Origin of the sequence: Streptosporangium sp. NPDC005286 (assembly GCF_040607515.1) — a bacterium.
Taxonomy (GTDB): Bacteria; Actinomycetota; Actinomycetes; order Streptosporangiales; family Streptosporangiaceae; genus Streptosporangium.
The window spans coordinates 19,551-37,620 of the sequence record NZ_JBEXGU010000057.1; the positions used below are offsets into that span (position 1 = coordinate 19,551).

Annotated in this window: 18 protein-coding genes and 1 pseudogene; 9 read left to right on the plus strand and 10 right to left on the minus strand. The window is 68.5% G+C overall.

What is annotated here, in order from left to right; all coding sequences use genetic code 11:
• Positions 1 to 5: 5 nt before the first annotated feature.
• Together ABZU75_RS21615 and ABZU75_RS21620 are read right to left on the minus strand one after the other, a co-directional pair.
• Positions 6 to 1,346 carry a HAMP domain-containing sensor histidine kinase gene (locus ABZU75_RS21615; RefSeq protein WP_355556900.1) on the minus strand — a complete coding sequence of 447 codons (1,341 nt, stop codon included), beginning with the start codon at positions 1,344 to 1,346 and terminating at the stop codon, positions 6 to 8.
• Between the two features lie 446 nt (positions 1,347 to 1,792).
• The gene (locus ABZU75_RS21620; RefSeq protein ID WP_355556903.1) at positions 1,793 to 2,791 is read right to left on the minus strand and encodes an AraC family transcriptional regulator; all 999 of its coding nucleotides are present in this window, start codon (positions 2,789 to 2,791) and stop codon (positions 1,793 to 1,795) included.
• A gap of 131 nt (positions 2,792 to 2,922) precedes the next feature.
• On the opposite strand from ABZU75_RS21620, the gene ABZU75_RS21625 reads away from it, so the two are divergent.
• On the plus strand, positions 2,923 to 4,683 hold the full coding sequence (locus ABZU75_RS21625; RefSeq protein WP_355556906.1) for an NmrA family NAD(P)-binding protein: 1,761 nt from the start codon (positions 2,923 to 2,925) through the stop codon (positions 4,681 to 4,683).
• Positions 4,684 to 5,420: 737 nt separating this feature from the next.
• Here ABZU75_RS21625 and ABZU75_RS21630 read toward each other — a convergent pair.
• Positions 5,421 to 5,939 (minus strand): GNAT family N-acetyltransferase, encoded by a 519-nt coding sequence (locus ABZU75_RS21630; protein WP_355556909.1) that lies wholly within the window; start codon positions 5,937 to 5,939, stop codon positions 5,421 to 5,423.
• Positions 5,940 to 6,021: 82 nt separating this feature from the next.
• On the opposite strand from ABZU75_RS21630, the gene ABZU75_RS21635 reads away from it, so the two are divergent.
• On the plus strand, positions 6,022 to 6,231 hold the full coding sequence (locus ABZU75_RS21635) for a hypothetical protein (protein WP_355556912.1): 210 nt from the start codon (positions 6,022 to 6,024) through the stop codon (positions 6,229 to 6,231).
• Here ABZU75_RS21635 and ABZU75_RS21640 read toward each other — a convergent pair.
• From ABZU75_RS21640 to ABZU75_RS21650, 3 genes are all read right to left on the minus strand, one after another.
• Positions 6,225 to 6,629: a hypothetical protein gene (locus tag ABZU75_RS21640; protein WP_355556914.1), complete on the minus strand. Its 405-nt coding sequence runs from the start codon at positions 6,627 to 6,629 to the stop codon at positions 6,225 to 6,227. The genes ABZU75_RS21635 and ABZU75_RS21640 overlap by 7 nt on opposite strands.
• Positions 6,630 to 6,873: 244 nt before the next feature.
• Positions 6,874 to 7,056, minus strand: coding sequence for a hypothetical protein (locus ABZU75_RS21645; RefSeq protein ID WP_355556917.1), 183 nt, complete (start codon positions 7,054 to 7,056; stop codon positions 6,874 to 6,876).
• A gap of 49 nt (positions 7,057 to 7,105) precedes the next feature.
• Positions 7,106 to 7,621, minus strand: coding sequence for a nitroreductase/quinone reductase family protein (locus ABZU75_RS21650; protein WP_355556920.1), 516 nt, complete (start codon positions 7,619 to 7,621; stop codon positions 7,106 to 7,108).
• A gap of 318 nt (positions 7,622 to 7,939) precedes the next feature.
• Between ABZU75_RS21650 and ABZU75_RS21655 the strand changes: the two genes are divergently transcribed.
• Positions 7,940 to 8,599, plus strand: coding sequence for a TetR/AcrR family transcriptional regulator C-terminal domain-containing protein (locus ABZU75_RS21655; RefSeq protein WP_355556923.1), 660 nt, complete (start codon positions 7,940 to 7,942; stop codon positions 8,597 to 8,599).
• A 160-nt stretch (positions 8,600 to 8,759) separates the two neighbouring features.
• Here the strand turns inward: ABZU75_RS21655 and ABZU75_RS21660 are convergent.
• A pseudogene (locus tag ABZU75_RS21660) lies at positions 8,760 to 8,885 on the minus strand (XRE family transcriptional regulator); the annotation flags it as partial.
• 1,006 nt (positions 8,886 to 9,891) lie between these two features.
• Between ABZU75_RS21660 and rox the strand changes: the two are divergent.
• Positions 9,892 to 11,319, plus strand: coding sequence for a rifampin monooxygenase (rox, locus tag ABZU75_RS21665; protein ID WP_355556926.1), 1,428 nt, complete (start codon positions 9,892 to 9,894; stop codon positions 11,317 to 11,319).
• 108 nt (positions 11,320 to 11,427) lie between these two features.
• Here the strand turns inward: rox and ABZU75_RS21670 are convergent, their stop codons facing one another.
• Positions 11,428 to 11,979: a hypothetical protein gene (locus ABZU75_RS21670; protein WP_355556929.1), complete on the minus strand. Its 552-nt coding sequence runs from the start codon at positions 11,977 to 11,979 to the stop codon at positions 11,428 to 11,430.
• Between the two features lie 19 nt (positions 11,980 to 11,998).
• Positions 11,999 to 12,574, minus strand: a complete 576-nt coding sequence (locus tag ABZU75_RS21675; protein WP_355556932.1) for a hypothetical protein — start codon at positions 12,572 to 12,574, stop codon at positions 11,999 to 12,001.
• Positions 12,575 to 12,904: 330 nt separating this feature from the next.
• Here ABZU75_RS21675 and ABZU75_RS21680 point away from each other — a divergent pair, with 330 nt between their 5' ends.
• Positions 12,905 to 13,225, plus strand: a complete 321-nt coding sequence (locus tag ABZU75_RS21680; RefSeq protein ID WP_355556935.1) for a hypothetical protein — start codon at positions 12,905 to 12,907, stop codon at positions 13,223 to 13,225.
• 405 nt (positions 13,226 to 13,630) lie between these two features.
• Here ABZU75_RS21680 and ABZU75_RS21685 read toward each other — a convergent pair whose 3' ends face one another.
• Positions 13,631 to 13,987 (minus strand): helix-turn-helix domain-containing protein, encoded by a 357-nt coding sequence (locus ABZU75_RS21685; RefSeq protein ID WP_355556937.1) that lies wholly within the window; start codon positions 13,985 to 13,987, stop codon positions 13,631 to 13,633.
• 131 nt (positions 13,988 to 14,118) lie between these two features.
• On the opposite strand from ABZU75_RS21685, the gene ABZU75_RS21690 reads away from it, so the two are divergent.
• From ABZU75_RS21690 to ABZU75_RS21705, 4 genes are all read left to right on the plus strand, one after another.
• Positions 14,119 to 14,859 (plus strand): SDR family oxidoreductase, encoded by a 741-nt coding sequence (locus ABZU75_RS21690; RefSeq protein ID WP_355556940.1) that lies wholly within the window; start codon positions 14,119 to 14,121, stop codon positions 14,857 to 14,859.
• Positions 14,860 to 15,288: 429 nt separating this feature from the next.
• Entirely contained in the window at positions 15,289 to 16,179 is an 891-nt protein-coding gene (locus tag ABZU75_RS21695) for an NAD-dependent epimerase/dehydratase family protein (protein ID WP_355556943.1), read from the plus strand.
• A gap of 708 nt (positions 16,180 to 16,887) precedes the next feature.
• Positions 16,888 to 17,475 carry a sugar O-acetyltransferase gene (locus ABZU75_RS21700; protein ID WP_355556946.1) on the plus strand — a complete coding sequence of 196 codons (588 nt, stop codon included), beginning with the start codon at positions 16,888 to 16,890 and terminating at the stop codon, positions 17,473 to 17,475.
• Positions 17,472 to 18,047, plus strand: coding sequence for a TetR family transcriptional regulator (locus tag ABZU75_RS21705; protein WP_355556949.1), 576 nt, complete (start codon positions 17,472 to 17,474; stop codon positions 18,045 to 18,047). The genes ABZU75_RS21700 and ABZU75_RS21705 overlap by 4 nt, the downstream gene beginning before the upstream one ends.
• Positions 18,048 to 18,070 lie beyond the last annotated feature (23 nt).

Consider the following 18,070-nt stretch of genomic DNA (forward strand, 5'->3'; position numbering starts at 1 on the left):
CCAGGTCACATCTTCGTCGGCGTGCGAGCGTGATCTGCGGAAGGTGCGGCATGGCCGGGGAGGCGCAGCACGAACCGTGCGCCGCGGGGGCTGTCTTCGATGGTGAGGGTGCCGCCGTGGGTTTCGGCGATCTGCCGGGCGATCGGCAGGCCGAGCCCCGTGCCGCCGGCGTCCCTTCTGCGGGAGGCCTCCAGGCGGGCGAACCGCTGGAAGATGACCTCCTGCTGGTCGGGGGCGATACCCTCGCCGTCGTCACACACCTCCAGCACCGCCGTGCCCGATTCGAGCGCGAGGATGACCGTGATGGCGGAGTCGGCATGGCGTTCGGCGTTGTCCAGTAGGTTGTTCAGCAGCCGGGCCAGGCCGATCCGCTCCCCGTTGATCATCACTCCGGGGGTGAGGTGGCGGATCACCGCGACCCGGCGTGGCCGCCGGTCCAGCTCGGCCGCCACCAGGCCGGTCAGGTTGACGGGATCGCGTTGGCCGCTGATGCCCGCGTCCAGCCGGGCGATCTGCAACAGGTCGGTGACCAGGTCCTGAAGCCGTTCCACACTGTCCAGCAGCGCGTTCGCCGTTTGCGGCCAGTCGGTCTCCTGCGGGTCCATGAGCGCCTCATCGATCTGCACGCGCATGGCGGCCAGCGGGTTGCGCAGATCGTGGGAGGCGTCCGAGGCGAACCGCAGCTGCTGTTCGACCGCCGACTGGGCCCGGTCCAGGGTCCGGTTCGCGATCTCGGCGAGGTCTCGCAGCTCGTCTCGATACTTCGGTACCGGCACCCGGTGGCCGAGATCACTCGCGGTGATCTGGGCGAGCTTGCCGCTGATCGCGCCCACCGGCTCCAGGGTCTTGCTCACGATCCGGTAGGTGCCCGCGGTGGTCGCCCCGACCAGCAAGAGCCAGCCGACGGCGAGCGGGATCAGCAGCCGGGGGCCCACGTACCAGGGAACATCGGCGACGGCCATGTTGAGCAACCAGACGCCGTCGGCCTTGTGGAAGGGGTAAGAGATCACGATCTTGCACTGACCGGGGAACGCATGCAGATCACACAGCCGCGCAGTCGTATAACCGTCGACATCGGGGTGAAGGTTCGTTATCGGCGGCTCGCGTGCCGAGAAGCCCGGGGTGGCGGCGACCGTCGTGCCGGCCGGGTCGAACACCTGGATCGCCTCGTTGGGCCCGCCCGGCGGCAGGTGCGGGGATACGCCGCTGTGGCGTAGCTGCCTGGTCAAGGCCACGGCGTGGGTGACGAGTTGTTTCGTCCGGTTCTCGACGGAGCCCTCCCGTACCGCTACCAGGGTGAACACCGCGACGGCAGTGCAGAGCAGCGCCATGACGGTACTGGCCACCACGGTCAAGCGGGTCCTGATGGAGCACCCATGCCACGTGCTCACCTTGATCCCCCCCTCATGAGCAGACGCACACCCTATGGCGACTCCTTACCGGTCCTGGGAAGACTCACGACCAAAACCGTGTAAACGTCAGCTGGAACGCATGGAATGCCCACGTTGTGGCGAAAGAAGCAACGGGCGAGAGCGGCCGCCGCCAGCGACTCCAGGCCCAGCCGAACACGGAGGCGCGGTAGCGGGCCCCTCGAACCGGCTCTACCGCAAAAACGGGGTCCGAATCCTCCCCAAGGGCCGGCGAGCCGCGTGAGCTCGGGAGGGCCGGTCACGTTCCCGCTGGGGGTGGAGGTGGGTGCGCTGTCCGTCGTGATCAAGGATGCAGCGGTGGCCACCGCGAGCTGTGTGCCCCCGGCGCGCTGCACGACGACGAATAGCCGGCGGCACGGTCACTACGAAGGTTGTGGTGCCATTACGTCGACTTCACTGTTCTGGGTTTCCGCTCGGCTCTGTCGTCGGTATTTGCCCGGTGCGGTGCCGTACTCCCGCTTGAAGGCGGTGGCGAAGGCGAACTCCGAGGTGTAGCCGATCCGGGTGGCCACCTCGCCGAGCGGGGCATCGGACTCACGGAGAAGCCGGGCGGCGGTGGTCATGCGCCACCAGGTCAGATAGGTGAGGGGCGGCCGGCCGATCAGGGTGGTGAAGCGCCGGGAGAAAGCCGCCCGCGACAGTCCCGCCTGGCTGCTGAGTGTCCCAACCGTCCAGGGGAGTGCGGGATCACGGTGGAGGGCGTGCAGTGCGGAGCTGATCGCCGGGTCGCCCAGTGCCGCGGCCCAGCCGACGGCCGTGCCGCGTTCGGACTGTTCGTCGAACCAGGCGCGCAGGATGTAGAGCAGCAGCACGTCGAGCAGGGCGGGCACGACGGTGTCCACACCGAGGCGGGGAGCGTCGAGTTCGCCGCCGAGAAGGTCGACGGCGGCGCGCAGTTCGGGACGGTGCCCGAGGCGGGCAGGCAGGTGGACGATCTCGGGCAGATCGCCCAGGAGCGGATGGGCTCGGCTGGGGTCGAGCTGGTATCCACCGCAGAGGGTCACGGTGACCGCCTGCGAGCCGTCCCGTCCGGTCTTCCCCACGGTCGCGGAGGCGTAGCGGTCTTCGAATCGAGGGTCGTTCAGTGGGTCACAGACGGGTTCGGTCAGCGGGGTGGCGGGGCTGTCGGCGAGCGCGTAGCCGCTTCCGTGTGGCAGGAACACCACGTCGCCGACGTTCAGCACGATGGAGGTACCGCCGTCCGGGGGGATCAGCCGGCACGATCCCTGCAGGACCACTTGAAAGCCGGCGGAGCCAGGAACGGTGGGGAACCGCTGCCCCCAGGGGGCGTGCCACCGAACGCGCGCCGAACGGGGTTCCCCGGCGCGCATCGCGGCGATCACATCGCTGAGCACATCCACGGGGAGAGTCTATCTCTGCGGCTATACGAAGACGTACACATATAAATATGAGATTTTTACGCATTGGCTGTCTCTCTTCATCCCCATACGGTTGAGCGCACACGAAGTGATCAACCGTATGGGGGCCTTTTATGCCGGGGCAACGCAAGATTCTGGTGATCGGGGCGACCGGCACGGTCGGCCGGCAGGTCGTGGCTCAGCTGCTCGAGGCGGGGGCAGAGGTTCGCGCGCTGGCCCGCGATCCCGAAGTGGCCGGCCTGCCGGACGGCGTCGAGGTCGTGCGGGGCGACCTGGCCCATCCGGCCACTCTGCACGCACCCTTGGACGGGGCCGAGGCCGTGTTTCTCCTCTGGCCGTTCGCCACGGCCGAGGGGATGCCCGCGGTTCTGGATGTGGTCGCCACGCATGCCCGCCGCGTCGTCTACCTGTCTTCCGCGGCCGTACGCGACTACGAACAACAGGTCGAGCGGCTGATCGAGCGGTCCGGGCTGGAATGGACGTTCCTGCGACCGCACGCCTTCGCGGCCAACGCCTTGCGGTGGGCCGGGCAGATCCGCGCCGAGGCAGTCGTGCGTGAGCCGTACGGCGCGGCCGCCATGCCCCCGCTGCACGAGCGGGACCTCGCGACGGTCGCGGTGCGCGCACTCGTCGGCGACGGGCACAGCGGCGCGGTCCATGAGCTGACCGGGCCCGAGATACTGACCCAGGCCGAACAGGCGAGCATCATCGGGGAGGTAATCGGCCGCCCGGTGCATTGGGAGGAGACCTCGCCGCAGACCGCGCGGCAGCAGATGCTCACCCGGGGCTGGCCACCCGCGGCCGTGGACGGCATCCTCCAGGCCCAGGCCGAGATGGCGACCGCGCCGAGAGTGACCACGGCCACGGTGGCAGCGGTCACCGGAGCCCCGGCACGCACGTTCCGCACCTGGGTGGCCGACCACGCGGGCGAGTTTCGCGACACCATGAAGGCCGCCCGCATCCATGAGTACGGCGATGCCTCCGTCATCCGATACGAAGAAGTACCGCGGCCCGCGCCCGGGCCGGGCGAGGCCCTGATCCGGGTCGCCGCCACCTCGTTCAATCCTTCGGAGATCGCGCTGCGGTCGGGGATGCTGCGAGGCGTGCTGCCGGTCGACCTGCCCTACACCCTCGGCTGGGACGTCTCCGGCACGATCGCCGAGGTCGGCGACGACGTGGCGGGGCTGGCCGTGGGCGACCGGGTCATCGGCCGTCTCGACGCGGGCGGCGCCGCGGCCGAGTACGTCACCGCCCCGATCGGCGTGCTGGCCAAGGCTCCCGTCACCGTTCCCCTCACCGACGCGGCCGCGATCCCGGTCGCCGCGCTCACCGCCTGGCAGGTGCTGTTCGAGCACGCCCGCATCACCGCGGGCCGGCGCGTGCTCATCAACGGCGCCGGAGGCGGCGTGGGAGTGTTCACCGTCCAGCTCGCCAGGCACGCCGGCGCGACAGTGGTCGCCACGGCCAGCGGCCGCAGCGCCGCGGCGGTCCGCAAGTACGGTGCCGACCAGATCATCGACTACACGACCACCGCTCTCGCGGATGCGCTGGACGGCCCGGTCGATGCCGTCGTCAACCTCGCTCCGATCTCCCCCGAGGCCGCGGTGAGCCTGGTCTCCCTTCTACGGCCGGGCGGCGTCATCGCCTCCGTCGCCACCCCCGTCGAGCCGCCCGCCGACGCCGATGTCACCGCCCTGCACATGGTCGCCCGCAACGACGCCAAGCAGCTGGGCGAGATCGTCGAACTCCTCGACGCCGGTGCGCTCATCGTCGACGTCGCCGAATCCCACCATCTGTCCAACCTCGCGCTGGTCCACCGCAGGAGCGAGGCGGGCCAGACCCACGGCAAGATCACCATCTTGCCCTGGACGTAGGCATCTCCGGGGTCGCGGCAGATGTGCTCGGGGCTGGGACGGCGGGCGGGGACCGGGCGCCGGTCGGACAGGAACAGCGGCCCGCGAGTACGGACCGGTGCGTCGGGGGGCGCAGGAGGTGGGCGGTGCCGGCGTCCCAGTAGACCCATTTGGTGTCGCCGCCCTTGGACTTCAGCGGGGCGCACCGGTTCTCCAAGTCGAGGTCCTCGACATCGAGCGGCGCGGGCGGTGGTTTCGTAGAGCATCCGCCACAGGGTGCGTTCGCGGAGCGGGATGTCGCGGCGTGACAGCAGCCGTTCGATCTTGGTTTTGCTGACGGCCCTGGTGTGGTCGACGTTCTCGCGGCGCCGTTCGGCGTCGGCCGGGATCGATGGTGCGGCCCGCCTCTTCTTCGTCGCGCACCAGGTGAGCCAGGAGGAGACGGCGGCGCGGTTGCGGCTCCAGGTCGCGGGCGCGCATCCGCCCCACAGTGAGAGAAGGACGTCGCCGATCTCGCGGTCGGCGACGTCGGCGAGGCGACGCGCTCCGCCGCCGACCGCTGTGACGGTCCGGTCGACAGCCGAGGCGTGAGCGCGATGGGTGTTGGGGTTCGCGACCCGGTGGGTCGACAGGAACTCATCGGCCGCATCGGCGAGGGTGACGCCATCGCCGACACCCTGGCCGCCCTCGACGAACATGGAGGCCGTCCTCCGGTCCTGGCCCCGGATGATTGCGCGCCTCGGCAAGGTCGATGGTGTTCATCGCTCTTCGCTCTTCACCAACCTCAAGGGGAGGGCGAGGAGGTCCACGCCGTTCGGTGGCTCCGTAAGTTCGCCGACCTTCGCCCAGCCCCACCGCCGGTACAGCTCGCGCGCCGGCGCTTCGTTCGACGCAGCGAGCACGGCGAACGACTCGGTGCGGTCGGCCAGCAGCAGGTCCAGCAGCTCGCGCCCGTGCCCGCGGCCTCGCAGCTCTGGCACGACCGCGAGCTCGTAGACGTAGAACAACGGCCATCGCAGCCCCTGCGGCGCGGGCGCAGCGGCCCGCGGGTGCCACCATCCCTCCTCCAGGCGCACCCCGTAGGCGAAGCCGGTGAGCACACCGTCGTCGAGCACGGTGGTCACGGAGAAGCCGGGCAGTGCCGCGTGTCTGACCAGCTGCTCGGCGAACTCGTCCGCGACCGCGGCGCCCTCACAGTACGGCGGCTCTCGATAGACCCGGTGGTAGACGTCGCGGAACTCCTCGGGGCGGCAGATCTCGGCCGCGCGATCAACCATCCGCGGCCTCCCACGGGACGTATGCGGCGACGGCGGCGGCAAGGTCAGGGCCGCGCTTCGCTCGATCCTCGGCAGGGACGACGTGCCGGCGTTCATCGCCGGCCCGGCGCGCACGTACAGTTTCGGCAAGTCGACCCTCGTCGAGGCCAACGGGGCCCCGGCCGCCTGGATGACCATGGACGGGCAACCACAACTCGTCCTCTGCGACGGCCGGATCCACGCCTTCTCCAGGGTTCTCACCCCGGACAGGTTCGGGCGCATCCGGCCGGTCTCCAGGCACCGTGGTCATTGACGCCGCTCCCAGAGCATCATGACGGCCAGCAGTCCCGGCACGCAGGGAAGCATCTGGAGCCATCCGATCGCGGGCGCGAGCCCGACGTCGCCGGAGGTGTCTGTCACGGTCAGCCCGGCGAGCGCGATGCAGAGTGCGACCGCGAAGACGCCGGTCGCCGCCCAACGCGTGGACCTCTTGCCGGCCTTCGCTGCCCACAGCGTCCCGAGCCATCCGATGAGGCCCACCCCTCCCACCATCGACAAGATGGCCAGGTAGGCGGTGACAGCGGTATCGATCTCGCCGGCGCCGTAGGAGGGATAGCCCGCCTGGATATGGTCGGCCAGGGCATGCGTCGTGGTGCGGTCGACGAACGGGTAGACAGCGGCGATGACGGTCAGGACAAGCCCGATCCACATCGCCGCGAGGAGCCTCCGGCGTCGCCTGGTTGAACGTGCTGCGGTCATTCCTACTGCCATCTCGACTCTCCTGTCTTGAGATACTGGCTGTCTTGGTGAAAGCGACTCTCTCCAGCGCGGTCACGTGGCGAGGGAGCCGCAGGGGACCCGATGGTGGTCATCGCTCTTCCAGCAGGACATCTCCGGCGTTGCCGTACATCGCCACCTGGTAGAGGGCCGCAAGCGCGTCGTCGACGGGATGGGGCTACGGCTTGCCCGAGGAGCCGAGTCTGTTCCACCTCTGCAGGTTCGCGGTGACAGGACGGCCGGCGGCGCCGCGCCAGACCTGGTCGCCGTCATGCGCCTCGGTGAACAAGCCCGGCATCCCGGCGCGGTGGACATTTTCTATGGCGGCGTTCGGCTCCGCGGGATCCAGTGGGTTCTTCACGACATGTGTCCTTTCGTATTCCACGGGGGTGAGGGATGCCGGCCCGGCTCTACGTAGGTCGCCTGAGCGGGGTATCAGGGCCTGCAATCCGGAAGACCGGGTATCGGTGCGCGATCTTCTCGAACTCCGGCAGCGGGGCGCGCCGGTTCATCGGGATATGTGGCCGCGCACCGGGGGCGATGGCGAGATAACGGCGAAGCACGGGAGCGCGTTCGGTGACGGGGACCTCGTCGAGCGTGATCTGTTCGCGGCCCCGTCGGCGCAGGACGGCACGACCGCCTGCGGCGCGGACGTTGCGCACCCAGTTCGCGTTCGGGCCGAGCATCGCCACCAGATACCGCTGCCCGTCGAGCTCGGTGACGGTGATGGGCAACGGGATCTGCCGTCCTGAACGTCTTCCGGTCACTTCCAGCGTCGCGGTCTGCCGGGGTGTGAGAACTCCCGACGCATACAGCAGCGCATCGACGCGGTTCACCGCTCGTATGAGAGCTGTCGGCCGGCCCGTGCGTCCGCGGTAGAGCGCGCGCTTCACCGCGGCGATGCCGCCGAGGATGGACGGTGGCACTCGACTCACCCCAGCCCACCGGAGTCGGCCGTGAGGGGACTCATGCGTGCGGCCCCTTGCGGCTGCTTTCTCCACACGAGGACGACCACAAGGATTTCTGCCAGGCAGGGCAGCATGCCGACCCATCCCAGCAGCGGCAGACCGTAAAACGAGTCGACGTCATGGGGTGGCGGTTCCTCTCAGGTAAGTCCGGTTCAGGCCGGTGTTCGCCGGGCCGGGCCGGGTCACGCGATCCCGTTCGTGTTGTACGACGTAAAACTACGCGGCTCATGCTAGTTTTACGTCGTACAACACGTCAAATGAGATGAGACGGGCACCATGACCGCCAGCCGAGGCCGCGGGCAGCACGCCGGCCTCAACAGCCGGGCCATCCTTCAAGCCGCCATCCGCCTCACCGACCGAGAGGGCCTCGCCGCACTGTCCATGCGCAGGCTCGGTACGGAGCTCGGAGTCAAGGCGATGGCCCTGTACCACCATTTCCCCAACAAGGACGCCCTGCTCGACGGAATGGTCGAAGAACTCGCCACCGCGGCACCGGTAAGCTTCGACGGCACCGACTGGCGAGACGGACTGCGCGGCTACACCCGAGTGCAGCTGGACACCCTTGCCGCCCACCCGAACCTGGTCCCGCTCGTCCTATCCCGGCCGGCGACCACCGCAGGGAATCACCGCATGATGGAGACACTCCTCCAATCGCTGTGCACGGCCGGTTTCCAGCCGCGGCGGGCCCTCGACATGGTGTACGCCCTCAACGGGCTGATCCTCGTGCACGCCGCGCTCGGCGCCGGCGTCGGCGACGCGCCCCAGCCACACGGCGAACTCGGCCAGACCAGCCGCCTGGCCGACCTGCCCGCTGAGAGGTACCCGCTCCTCGCCGAAGCCGCCCGCGCCAGCGCGGACCGCGGCCCCACCGCCCGCTTCGAGTTCGCCCTGGAGGCACTGCTCACCGGCTTCGCCGACTCGCGTGGTGAGTCTTGACCGCGCCGTGGGTACCACTTGCCAAGGTGTTCGACGATCATCGGATCCACGCCGCCCGTCGCCCCTATTCGCCAAGTTGCCAGATAGCCGGGAGTCGAACCGTCCGCGCGGATCGGGTGGTTCCCAGGATCGCTACTTCTCGTGAGGTCCCTGAGCTTTCTTACTCGGCCGGGCCATGTCTCGGTGCTGCACGGACGTGCGCGCGTTCGCCTTGTTTCCCGATGAGACTCAGGTACTCGACGGGACCAGCGCCGGTGGCTCCGAACCAGTGCGGGGTGCGCGTTTCCTGAGCGGCGTAGGCGCAGCGATGATCATGCTTCGGCGTGCAGGCAGGGATCTTCGTGGTCCTCTTCCCGTACTTTCAGGCGGTGCTCGGCTGGTCCGGCCTTCTCTCATGCCGATGGCGCTGCTGATGATGTTCACCTCCGGCCTCGCCCCGCGGGTAGCCGCGCGCATCGGCAGCCGCTCGACGATGGCCTCAGGGATCTTCCTGGGCTGCGCGGGGCTTCGTCGACGGCTGGCAGCAGGCCATGTGGGCAGGCGCAGTAGTCATGGCGGTCCTGTTCGTCTACGTTCTCGTACGAGGCCCGCGGCAACGAGCCCCCGCTTCCGGCAGGAACAGCCCTGCATCCAACGATGTAGCCGCCGGCCTGCGCTGACTCACGAGGGGACCGAACGCCAGTTGCCCGGACGAGCTCTATCCAAGCCAAGGCCATCCGTTTCAACACCCTCACCTGTATCTGCCACGTCTCGGGCCGCCAGCCCGGCGACTTGATCACCGACGACCCGCCGGGTGACGCACGTTCCTGACGCCCGGCCTCAGGCTCAGATCTCCTCGTCGTCCTCGGCCACGTCCGGGTCGCGCAGCGATCTAACCGTTACAAGATCCCCACCTGCGTCGGAACGGCCACTCAACCCTTTATCGCGCAACCTTCACGGGGCGAACAGGACGCGGGATTCGAGGGGAGGGCCCGTCATCCACAGTGGACGACAAAAGGCAAAGGCAAGGAGGTTACCCACTCCCTGCCACTCTCAACGTATAGCGCACCGGGGGGCTTGCGGCAAGACCCGGGTCGTGCTGCAGAATCGTCGGCCGAGGCCAGAACCTGCGGAAATCAGAGATTCGCGAAGTACGTGTTCTTCTGTCGACGTGTGGATCACGCGGGACGTCGAACCGCCGGTGGGACTCGCGGTGCGGTTGCGGGCACTCGGCGCGGAGGTGCGGGTGTGCGTGCCGCCGCACTGTGCGGAGCAGCTGGCCGAAATACAACCTTGTTGAATGGGGGGTTCTCATGATTGACGTGATCGTTGCCGGTGGCGGACCGACCGGCATGATGCTGGCCGGCGAGTTGCGGCTGCACGGCGTGCATGTGCTCGTGCTGGAGAAGGAGGCGGAGCCGGCCAGGTATGTCCGCTCGCTCGGCCTGCACGTGCGCAGCATCGAGGTGATGGACCAGCGCGGTCTGCTGGAGCGGTTCCTCGCGCACGGCAAGAAGTACCCGGTCGGCGGTTTCTTCGCCGGCATCACCAAGCCCTCGCCCGACCGGCTGGACACCACTCATCCCTACGTCCTCGGCATCCCGCAGACCACCACCGATCGCCTGCTGGCCGAGCACGCCGCCGAGGTCGGCGCCGGGATCCGGCGCGGCTGCGAACTGGTCGGGCTGAGCCAGGACGGGCACGGGGTGACCGTCGAGCTGGCCGACGGCACGCAGCTGCGCTCGCGCTACCTCGTCGGCTGCGACGGCGGCCGCAGCACGGTGCGCAAGCTGCTCGGCGTCGACTTTCCCGGCGAGCCCGCCAGAGTCGAGACGCTGCTGGGCGAGATGGAGCTGACCGAGGATCCGGCGGCGCTCGCCGCCATCGTCGCGGAGGTCCGCAAGACCCAGCTGAGGTTCGGCGCCGGGCCCCTCGGGGACGGGGTGTACCGCGTCGTCGTGCCCGCCGAGGGGGTGGCCGAGGACCGCACGGTTCCGCCGACCCTGGAGGAGTTCAAGCAGCAGTTGCGGGCCTTCGCGGGCACCGACTTCGGTGTGCACTCGCCGCGCTGGCTCTCCCGCTTCGGCGACGCCACCCGGCTGGCCGAGCGCTACCGGGTCGACCGGGTGCTGCTGGCCGGCGACGCGGCGCACATCCACCCGCCGATGGGCGGGCAGGGGCTCAACCTCGGCATCCAGGACGCGTTCAACCTCGGCTGGAAACTGGCCGCCGAGGTCGGCGGCTGGGCACCGGAGGGGCTGCTGGACAGCTACCACACCGAACGGCACCCGGTGGCCGCCGACGTGCTGGACAACACCCGCGCACAGGGCGAGCTGATGTCCACCGAGCCGGGCCCCCGGTCAGTGCGCCGGCTGTTGTCGGAACTGATGGACTTCGAGGAGGTGAACCGGTACCTGATCGAGAAGATCATCGCGATCGGGGTGCGCTACGACTTCGGCGGAGGGCATGAACTGCTCGGCCGGCGGATGCGGGACGTGGAGCTGAAGCGGGGTCGCCTCTACGAGCTGATGCACGGCGGCCGCGGGCTACTGCTCGACCAGACCGGCCGGCTCTCGGTGGCGGGCTGGGCAGAGCGGGTCGACCACGTCGTCGACGTCAGCGAGGAACTGGACCTGCCCGCGGCGCTGCTGCGGCCGGACGGCCACGTGGCGTGGGTCGGTGAAGACCAGCAGGATCTGCTCAGCCAGCTGCCCAGGTGGTTCGGCGCTGCCGCCGGCTGAGCGCGCAGTTGTGGCTCGAAAGGGCGGGGGCCTATTTGCGGTGAACTGAAGTCGCCGCCGTGACAAGACCGCCGCCGCCCCGGGAGTGGGCGACGGCGATCGACCTTGTCAGCCCGCGAACGTCACCGTTCCGTACTGGTACTGCGTCTTGCCGTTCTCGTCACCGCTGTGGTTGCGCCCCGTCATGACCTGGTTGAAGCCGGCCTGCGTGGTGTGGCCGCTCTCCGTGTAGGCACTCGTCCACGTCCGGTTGGTGATACGGACCTGGCGCCCCTGCAAGTAAAGAGCCCCGGTCTTGTACTCGGTGGCGCCGTTCTCGTCACCGTAGTGCCGGCGCCCGACGATCACCTGGTCGAGCGGTGCGGAGAAGTTCGAGTTGCTCTCCTTCATGTAGCCGAACCAGTCGCCGGTGAACACCTCCACCTGCACGCCGTCGATGAGGATCCAACTGCACTGGTAGGTGGTGTTGGCGTTCTCGTCCCCGTTGTGCGACCGCCCGGTCATGACCTGGCCCGCCGGGCAGGCGAACTCACCACCCGACTCCTTCACCGTTCCGCTGTAGACGTACTCGACCTTGATCGTCGCCGCCGAGGCCGGGACCGGGACGTTCAGCACCGCGACGGCGGCGACCGCCAGCGCGGCGAACGTGACCTTCTTCATGTCGTCCTCCTTTCCGGGGTCAGGCGTCGATGGTCACGTAGGCGTGCTGGTAGCGGGTGTTGCCGTTCTCGTCCCCGGAGTGCGCACGACCGATCAGGACCCGCTGGGTGCCGGTCTGGTAGTTGTGGTTGCTCTCCTTGAGGTTGCCGGTCCACACGGGATCGATCAGCCGCACCGTCTGCCCCCGCCACGCCAGGGAGGCGGAGCGGTACCGGGTCCAGCCGTTCTCGTCGAGGATGTGCCGGCGCCCGACGAGCGCCTGGTTCGGCGGGGAGGAGTAGTTGGAGTTGCTCTCCTTGTATTCGAGGCTCCAGTCACCGATGCTCACCTGCACCTGCTCGTCGTTGATGAAAATCCAACTACAGGTGTACGTCGTGTCGGCGTTCTCGTCCCCGTGGTGCGACCGCCCCGTGAGCACCTGGTTGGTGGGGCAGACGAACCAGGAGGAAGATTCCTCCTGGGTCTCGGAGTAGGCCGGTACGACCCTGATCGTCACCGCCGCCGCAGACGCGGCCGGTGCGGGCGAGACCACGGCCAGGGCCGCCGCCGAAGCGGCCACCATCACGGTGTGTACTGCCTTGCTGTACGTTCTCATCTTCTTTGGCTCCTTTCTGCGTGCGAATACGTCCAGAGAGACGGCGTAGCGCAGGCCAAAGTATGAGTCGCGCACAGCGGAGACAGCGTCCGCCCGGCGGATGATCAACTATCCGCCCGCTTGCGGACGACTCCTCGTCATCTGCTGGCGGGGGTCAGCCCACATAAACCCAAAACCCACATTGGATTGATCTGGCGGGTTCTGATCCATTTCGCCGCTGCGTACGTGTTCGCCTCGCTACGGTGTGTCTCGTCCGTTGGGCCGGGGTGCCGGGAGGCATGTGCGGTGACGTCGGTGGAGCGGACGGCTTATCAGGTGTTCCCGCGGTTGATGACGACGCGTGAGCTGTACGCCTTCCACTCCCCCTCCCAGGAGGATCTGGCGTGGGCGCGGGAGAAGACCGACGCCGATCAACACCTGCCGGCGCTGACGCTCGCACTCAAGTGCTTCCAGCGGCTGGACCGCTTCGCCGAGGCCCGCGAGGTGCCGGTCATGGAGGTGGAGCCCTGGAACTGGATGAGCAGATCTCGCCGGTGTACGGACCGCCGAGTCGCATCGGGTGCTGGTGCGACGCCACGAGGGCGTGACGTACGCCGCCAGGGGTTCAGTGGAGCATCTCCAGCAACTGCCCGAACCGGCTGCGTCTGGTGACGTGCATCGCTGAACGTCGTACTTCTAGGGGTCTCAGTAGTAACGACGCAGGAGACAACGGATATGCAGGTCAGCGGCTCATCTTCCAAGCTGTGCCCGAAGGTCCTTAAGGAAGCTCTGACCTGCATATCCGTTGAAAATGCCGAAACTACCGGGACTCCTTATTCCCGGACCGCCCATGACCAGTTCGTATGAGATGACCCCGGTCGGGCAGGTGGTCGGCGCGCACCTGACCCGCATGATCGACGCCATCATCACCGACCTGCGAGAGCCCCGCCCGTGACTGCTTGTGAGCCCACACGCAGTGAGTTCGAGGAAACTCGCCGGCAGACAGCAGGTTCGTCTACGGTGCGTTCGTGGCCGACTTGCCGCTGTACCGGATCTGGCAGGCCCAGTGAGTCCCTATCACGGGCCGGTGGCGTCGAAGGAGGCCTGGGCGGTGAGGATGTCTTGGGCGTGGTCACGGATCCAGCCGGACAGGCCTTCCAGGGGCTCGGTGATGCCCTTGCCCAGCGTCGTCAGGCCGTAGGTCACCTTCGGTGGTGTGGACGGCTCTACCGTGCGGGACACCAGACCGTCCCTCAGCAGCATGCGCAGCGTCTGGGACAGCATCTTCTCGCTGATCCCCTCGATCTTCTCGCGCAGCTCTGAGAAGCGCAGGTCCCGCCCGCGCAGGGCGGTGAGGATCAGTACGCCCCACCGGCTGGTGACATGGTCGAGCACCATGCGTGCCGGGCATTCCCTGTGAAACGTGTCACTCACGCCGTCTCGCCACCGCCCCAACCTGCGAACCGTCCCTGACGTAGGGAGCTTACCTCAAGGTATGTACTTACCGACAGTTAGCGATGCCTCTTACCGTCGCCGTGGCCCCGCAAGAGACTCGAGGAGGAGAAGTGTCAAAAGTCGCCCTCATCACCGGCGCCGGTCGCGGGATCGGCGCCGCGACGGCCAGGGAGCTGGGACGACGCGGCTTCCACATCGTCGTCAACTACCGCGGCGACACGGTGAGCGCGGAGAAGGTCGTGGACGAGATAAAGAGAGAAGGCGGCACGGCAGAGCTCGCCCAGGCCGACGTCCGCGATCCGGAGCAGGTCGCCGCCCTCATCCAAAGCCGCGACGCCGTCGACGCGCTCGTCTGCAACGCCAACATCACCCCGCCGTTCGCACCGCTGGACACCATGACCTGGGAGGACTTCATCGGCAAGGTGGACGGCGAAATGGCTGCCGTCTTCCACCTGACCAAGCGAGTCTTGGAGGTGATGCGCGGCCAGGGGAGCGGGCGGATCGTCTACGTCTCCAGCCTCAGCGCTGAGCTCACGCGCCCTGGCGCGCTCGCGCACGCCACCGCCAAGGCGGCGCTCGACACCTTCGCGCGGCACGTCGCCGCGGAGGCCGGGCCGTACGGGGTCGGGGTGAACGTCGTCGCACCCGGCGCGGTGCGCACAGACGCCACGGCCCACACGACGACGCCGGAGGTGGAGAAGGCGCGCGCCGAGCGTTCGGTGCTGCACCGGATGCTCGAGCCCGAGGACGTGGCGAAGGTGATCGCCGCGGCCGTGGGAGGAGACTTTCAGGCGACGACCGGCATCCGCATCCCCGTCGACGGCGGTTTCCGCGTGCTCTCCGCTTCCTGAACTTGCTCGCCGCGTTCCAGGAAGCGGGCGGCGAGCTACGGCAGATCAGAGAACGCGGTGATCTCACCCGAGGGATCCGCGCGGTGACCGCCTGCACGTGATCCACCACTGGAACCGGATCGGGCTCCCCGCCACGGAACAAGCCATGCTCGCTCAAGCCGCGAACAGCTCTGCGGCGCCGGTCATCGGTTGTGTGAGCCCCACGGGAGGTGGCATGCCGATTCGGATCCGGTCGCCACCGGGCGACCTTCTCGCCGCTGCCGCGCCGCCACGCTCCATCGCCCGATTTGCCTTGACACCGGCGTCAAGGTTCTAACCTCACGGGAGGTGGGCCGGTCTGTTCCGGACGGGGCCGGGTCGCGGAGACGGCCGCTCCGCGAGGAGCGAGGCCCGCCGCTCGTATGGTCTCCTCTGAGGTAAGGGATTCGGGTGAAAGTCTTCATCGTCGGCGCCAGCGGATACATCGGTGGCGCGATCGCCGACAGGCTCGTCGGGCAGGGGCACGAGGTCGTCGGACTCGCCAGGTCGGCCAAGGCGGCGGAGGCCCTGGGCGGGAAGGGCGTGCGGGCTTATCTGGGTGAGGTCGGGGACATCGAGCGGTGGATCGACCGGGCCGTGGAAGCCGACGCGGTGGTCTTCGCCTGGCGGGCGTTCGACCTTGACACGTTCCGCGAAACGGACACCGCCGCCGTCCGGGCGGTGCTCGCCCGTCTGGCTGGCAGTGAGAAGGCGTTCCTCTACGTGACGGGGTCGCTGGGCACCGGTGACACCGGCTCGGCCACCGAGGTCGACGTCGACACGCCTGATGACCCGCCGGTCTTCCTCGCTTGGCGCTCCGCCCTCGAAGCCGAGATCCGCCGCTCCTCCCAGGCAGGTGTCCGGTCGGTGGTCGTGCGCGCCCCCATGGTGTACGGACGCGCCAGCGGTTTCATCGCGGAATCGCTTCTCGCCGACGTCAGCACCTCCGGACGGGTGCACCACGTCGGCGACGGCGACAACCTGCTGGCCTTCGTCCACGTCGACGACCTGGCGGAGCTGTGCGTCCGGGCGGTGCGGACGGCACCGGCCGGCGCACTGTACCTCGCGACGAACGGGGAGTCCCTGTCCTACCGCGACTTCGCCGTGCGGGCGAGCCATGCCCTCGGCGCCGGTGGGGCCGTCGCCTCCCTCCCCCTCCAGGCCGCCCTGGCCGCCATGGGGCCGTTCGCCGAGGCCCTCACCTACTCCCAGCGCCTGTCCGGCGCCGCCGCGGGCAGGGAACTCGGCTGGAGCCCTGCCATGCACGGCATCGACACGGAACTCCGCCTTATTAAGGGATAACCCCACAGTTCCCTGAGCTCTCCATCGTGGCCATAGCTCCAGGACCTGGGCGTTCTCCGTGCAGAGCACGTCGCTTTGGCGGTTGAAGGGGTCTCGGGATCGGTGAAGCCTCTTCCTCTTCGTTGAGGTTTTTGTCGTGGTGGTGAAGCCGAGGAGTCGTGTGCCGGCCCGGTCGGGGATGACTCGGTCCGGTGCTGGGCGCCGCCCTGGCAGAGGACGCCTGCTCACGCGGGAGTTGGCACCGTACACCGGACCGGCTCAGGCGCCTTGACTGCTCGCCGGGCCGGGGTGGTCTCGCGTCGCCGGGCGCTGGAGCGCCGCCCGGTGCCACTCCGGGAACGGCTGACCGTAGACGGCCTTGGGTTCCGGCGAACCCAAGGGTGCACAACCTCCCAGACCACCCCAACAGCCTGGACTCGACCTTTGGGTTCGCGGGAACTCTGGGATTTCCTGGGGTCCCAGTAGCAATGAAACAGAATCCAACGAACCTGCCCCTGACCTCCTGTGACGCGATGTTCCGCACCGAGGTGGAAGGACTCCGTCGTGGTTGCTGGCGCTGAGGGCTGATCTGCGGGCCGGCGAAGTCAGAGCCCTTTCATGCGTCGACACCCAGTGGAGTGGTGACCGTCTTGGCGGACGTCGACATCGACGCTGTCACGCTTTTCGCCGATATGTACATGAGTACATTGAATGTGTACGCTCGTACCTATGATATCTGACCTTGATGGCCGTTCGATGAGCGAGCGGATGCTCGCCGGTGACCTCTACATCGCCGATGACCCGGAGCTGGCCGAGCACATGCTGCGGGCCGCCGACCTGATGGACGCCTACAACGCGACCTCGGCCCGCGACCCGCAGGAGCGGTACCGGCTGCTCACCGAGTTGTTCGGCGCGATCGGCGAGGGTACGGTGATCCGGCCGCCGCTGCGGGTGGACTACGGCAGCCACCTCAGCATCGGCGCGCGATCGTTTGCCAACTTCGGTCTCGTCGCCTTGGATGTCGCGCCGATCACTATCGGAGACGATGTGCAGATCGGGTCGAATGTGCAGCTCTTGACGCCGACGCATCCGGTGGATCCGGAGCTGCGCCGGGCGAAGTGGGAGGCCGCCAAGCCGATCAGCATCGGCGACAACGTGTGGCTGGGCAGCGGGGCGATCGTCCTGGCCGGGGTCACGATCGGGGAGAACACCGTGGTCGGTGCCGGCACGGTGGTGACCCGCGATCTCCCGGCGAACGTGGTCGCAGTGGGCAATCCCGCCCGCGTGATCCGCACGATCGGGCCGGGTAGGGCATGAGCGATCCCACCGCCTCGCGGTCACCCGCTCCACGGCGGGCGCGGCGGCACGACCCTAGGCGGCGGGACCGGCTGATCGACGCCGCGCTCACCGTCATCGCCGAGCGTGGCGTCGCCGGGACGACGCACCGGGAGATCGCCCGCGCCGCGGACGTGCCGCTGGGCTCGATGACCTACCACTTCACATCGCTGGAGGAGGTGCTGACCGAAGCGTTCACCCGGCACGCCGACGCGGCGGCCCGCGTCTTCGACGAGCGGTTGAGCGCGGCCCGCGACCGTGACGCGGCGGTCGAGGCCGTCATCACGCTGGTGTCGGACAACCTGCTCGGCTCACAGCACGACCTCGTCTTGTCCGTGGAGCTTTACGTGGCCGCAGCGCGCAACCCGGCCCTGAGGGCTGTCACGCAGGCCTGGATGACACGCAGCCGCCGGGCGCTGGAGCGCCATTTCGACGCCACCACCGCCCGGGAGCTCGACGCGCTCATCGAAGGGCTCGTGCTGCACAGCGCCCTGTCGACCGACCCGATGACGCCCGAGCAGGTCCGCCACGCCATCCACCGCTACCTGCGCTGATCCCCTCCCTCACCTGCATGCGC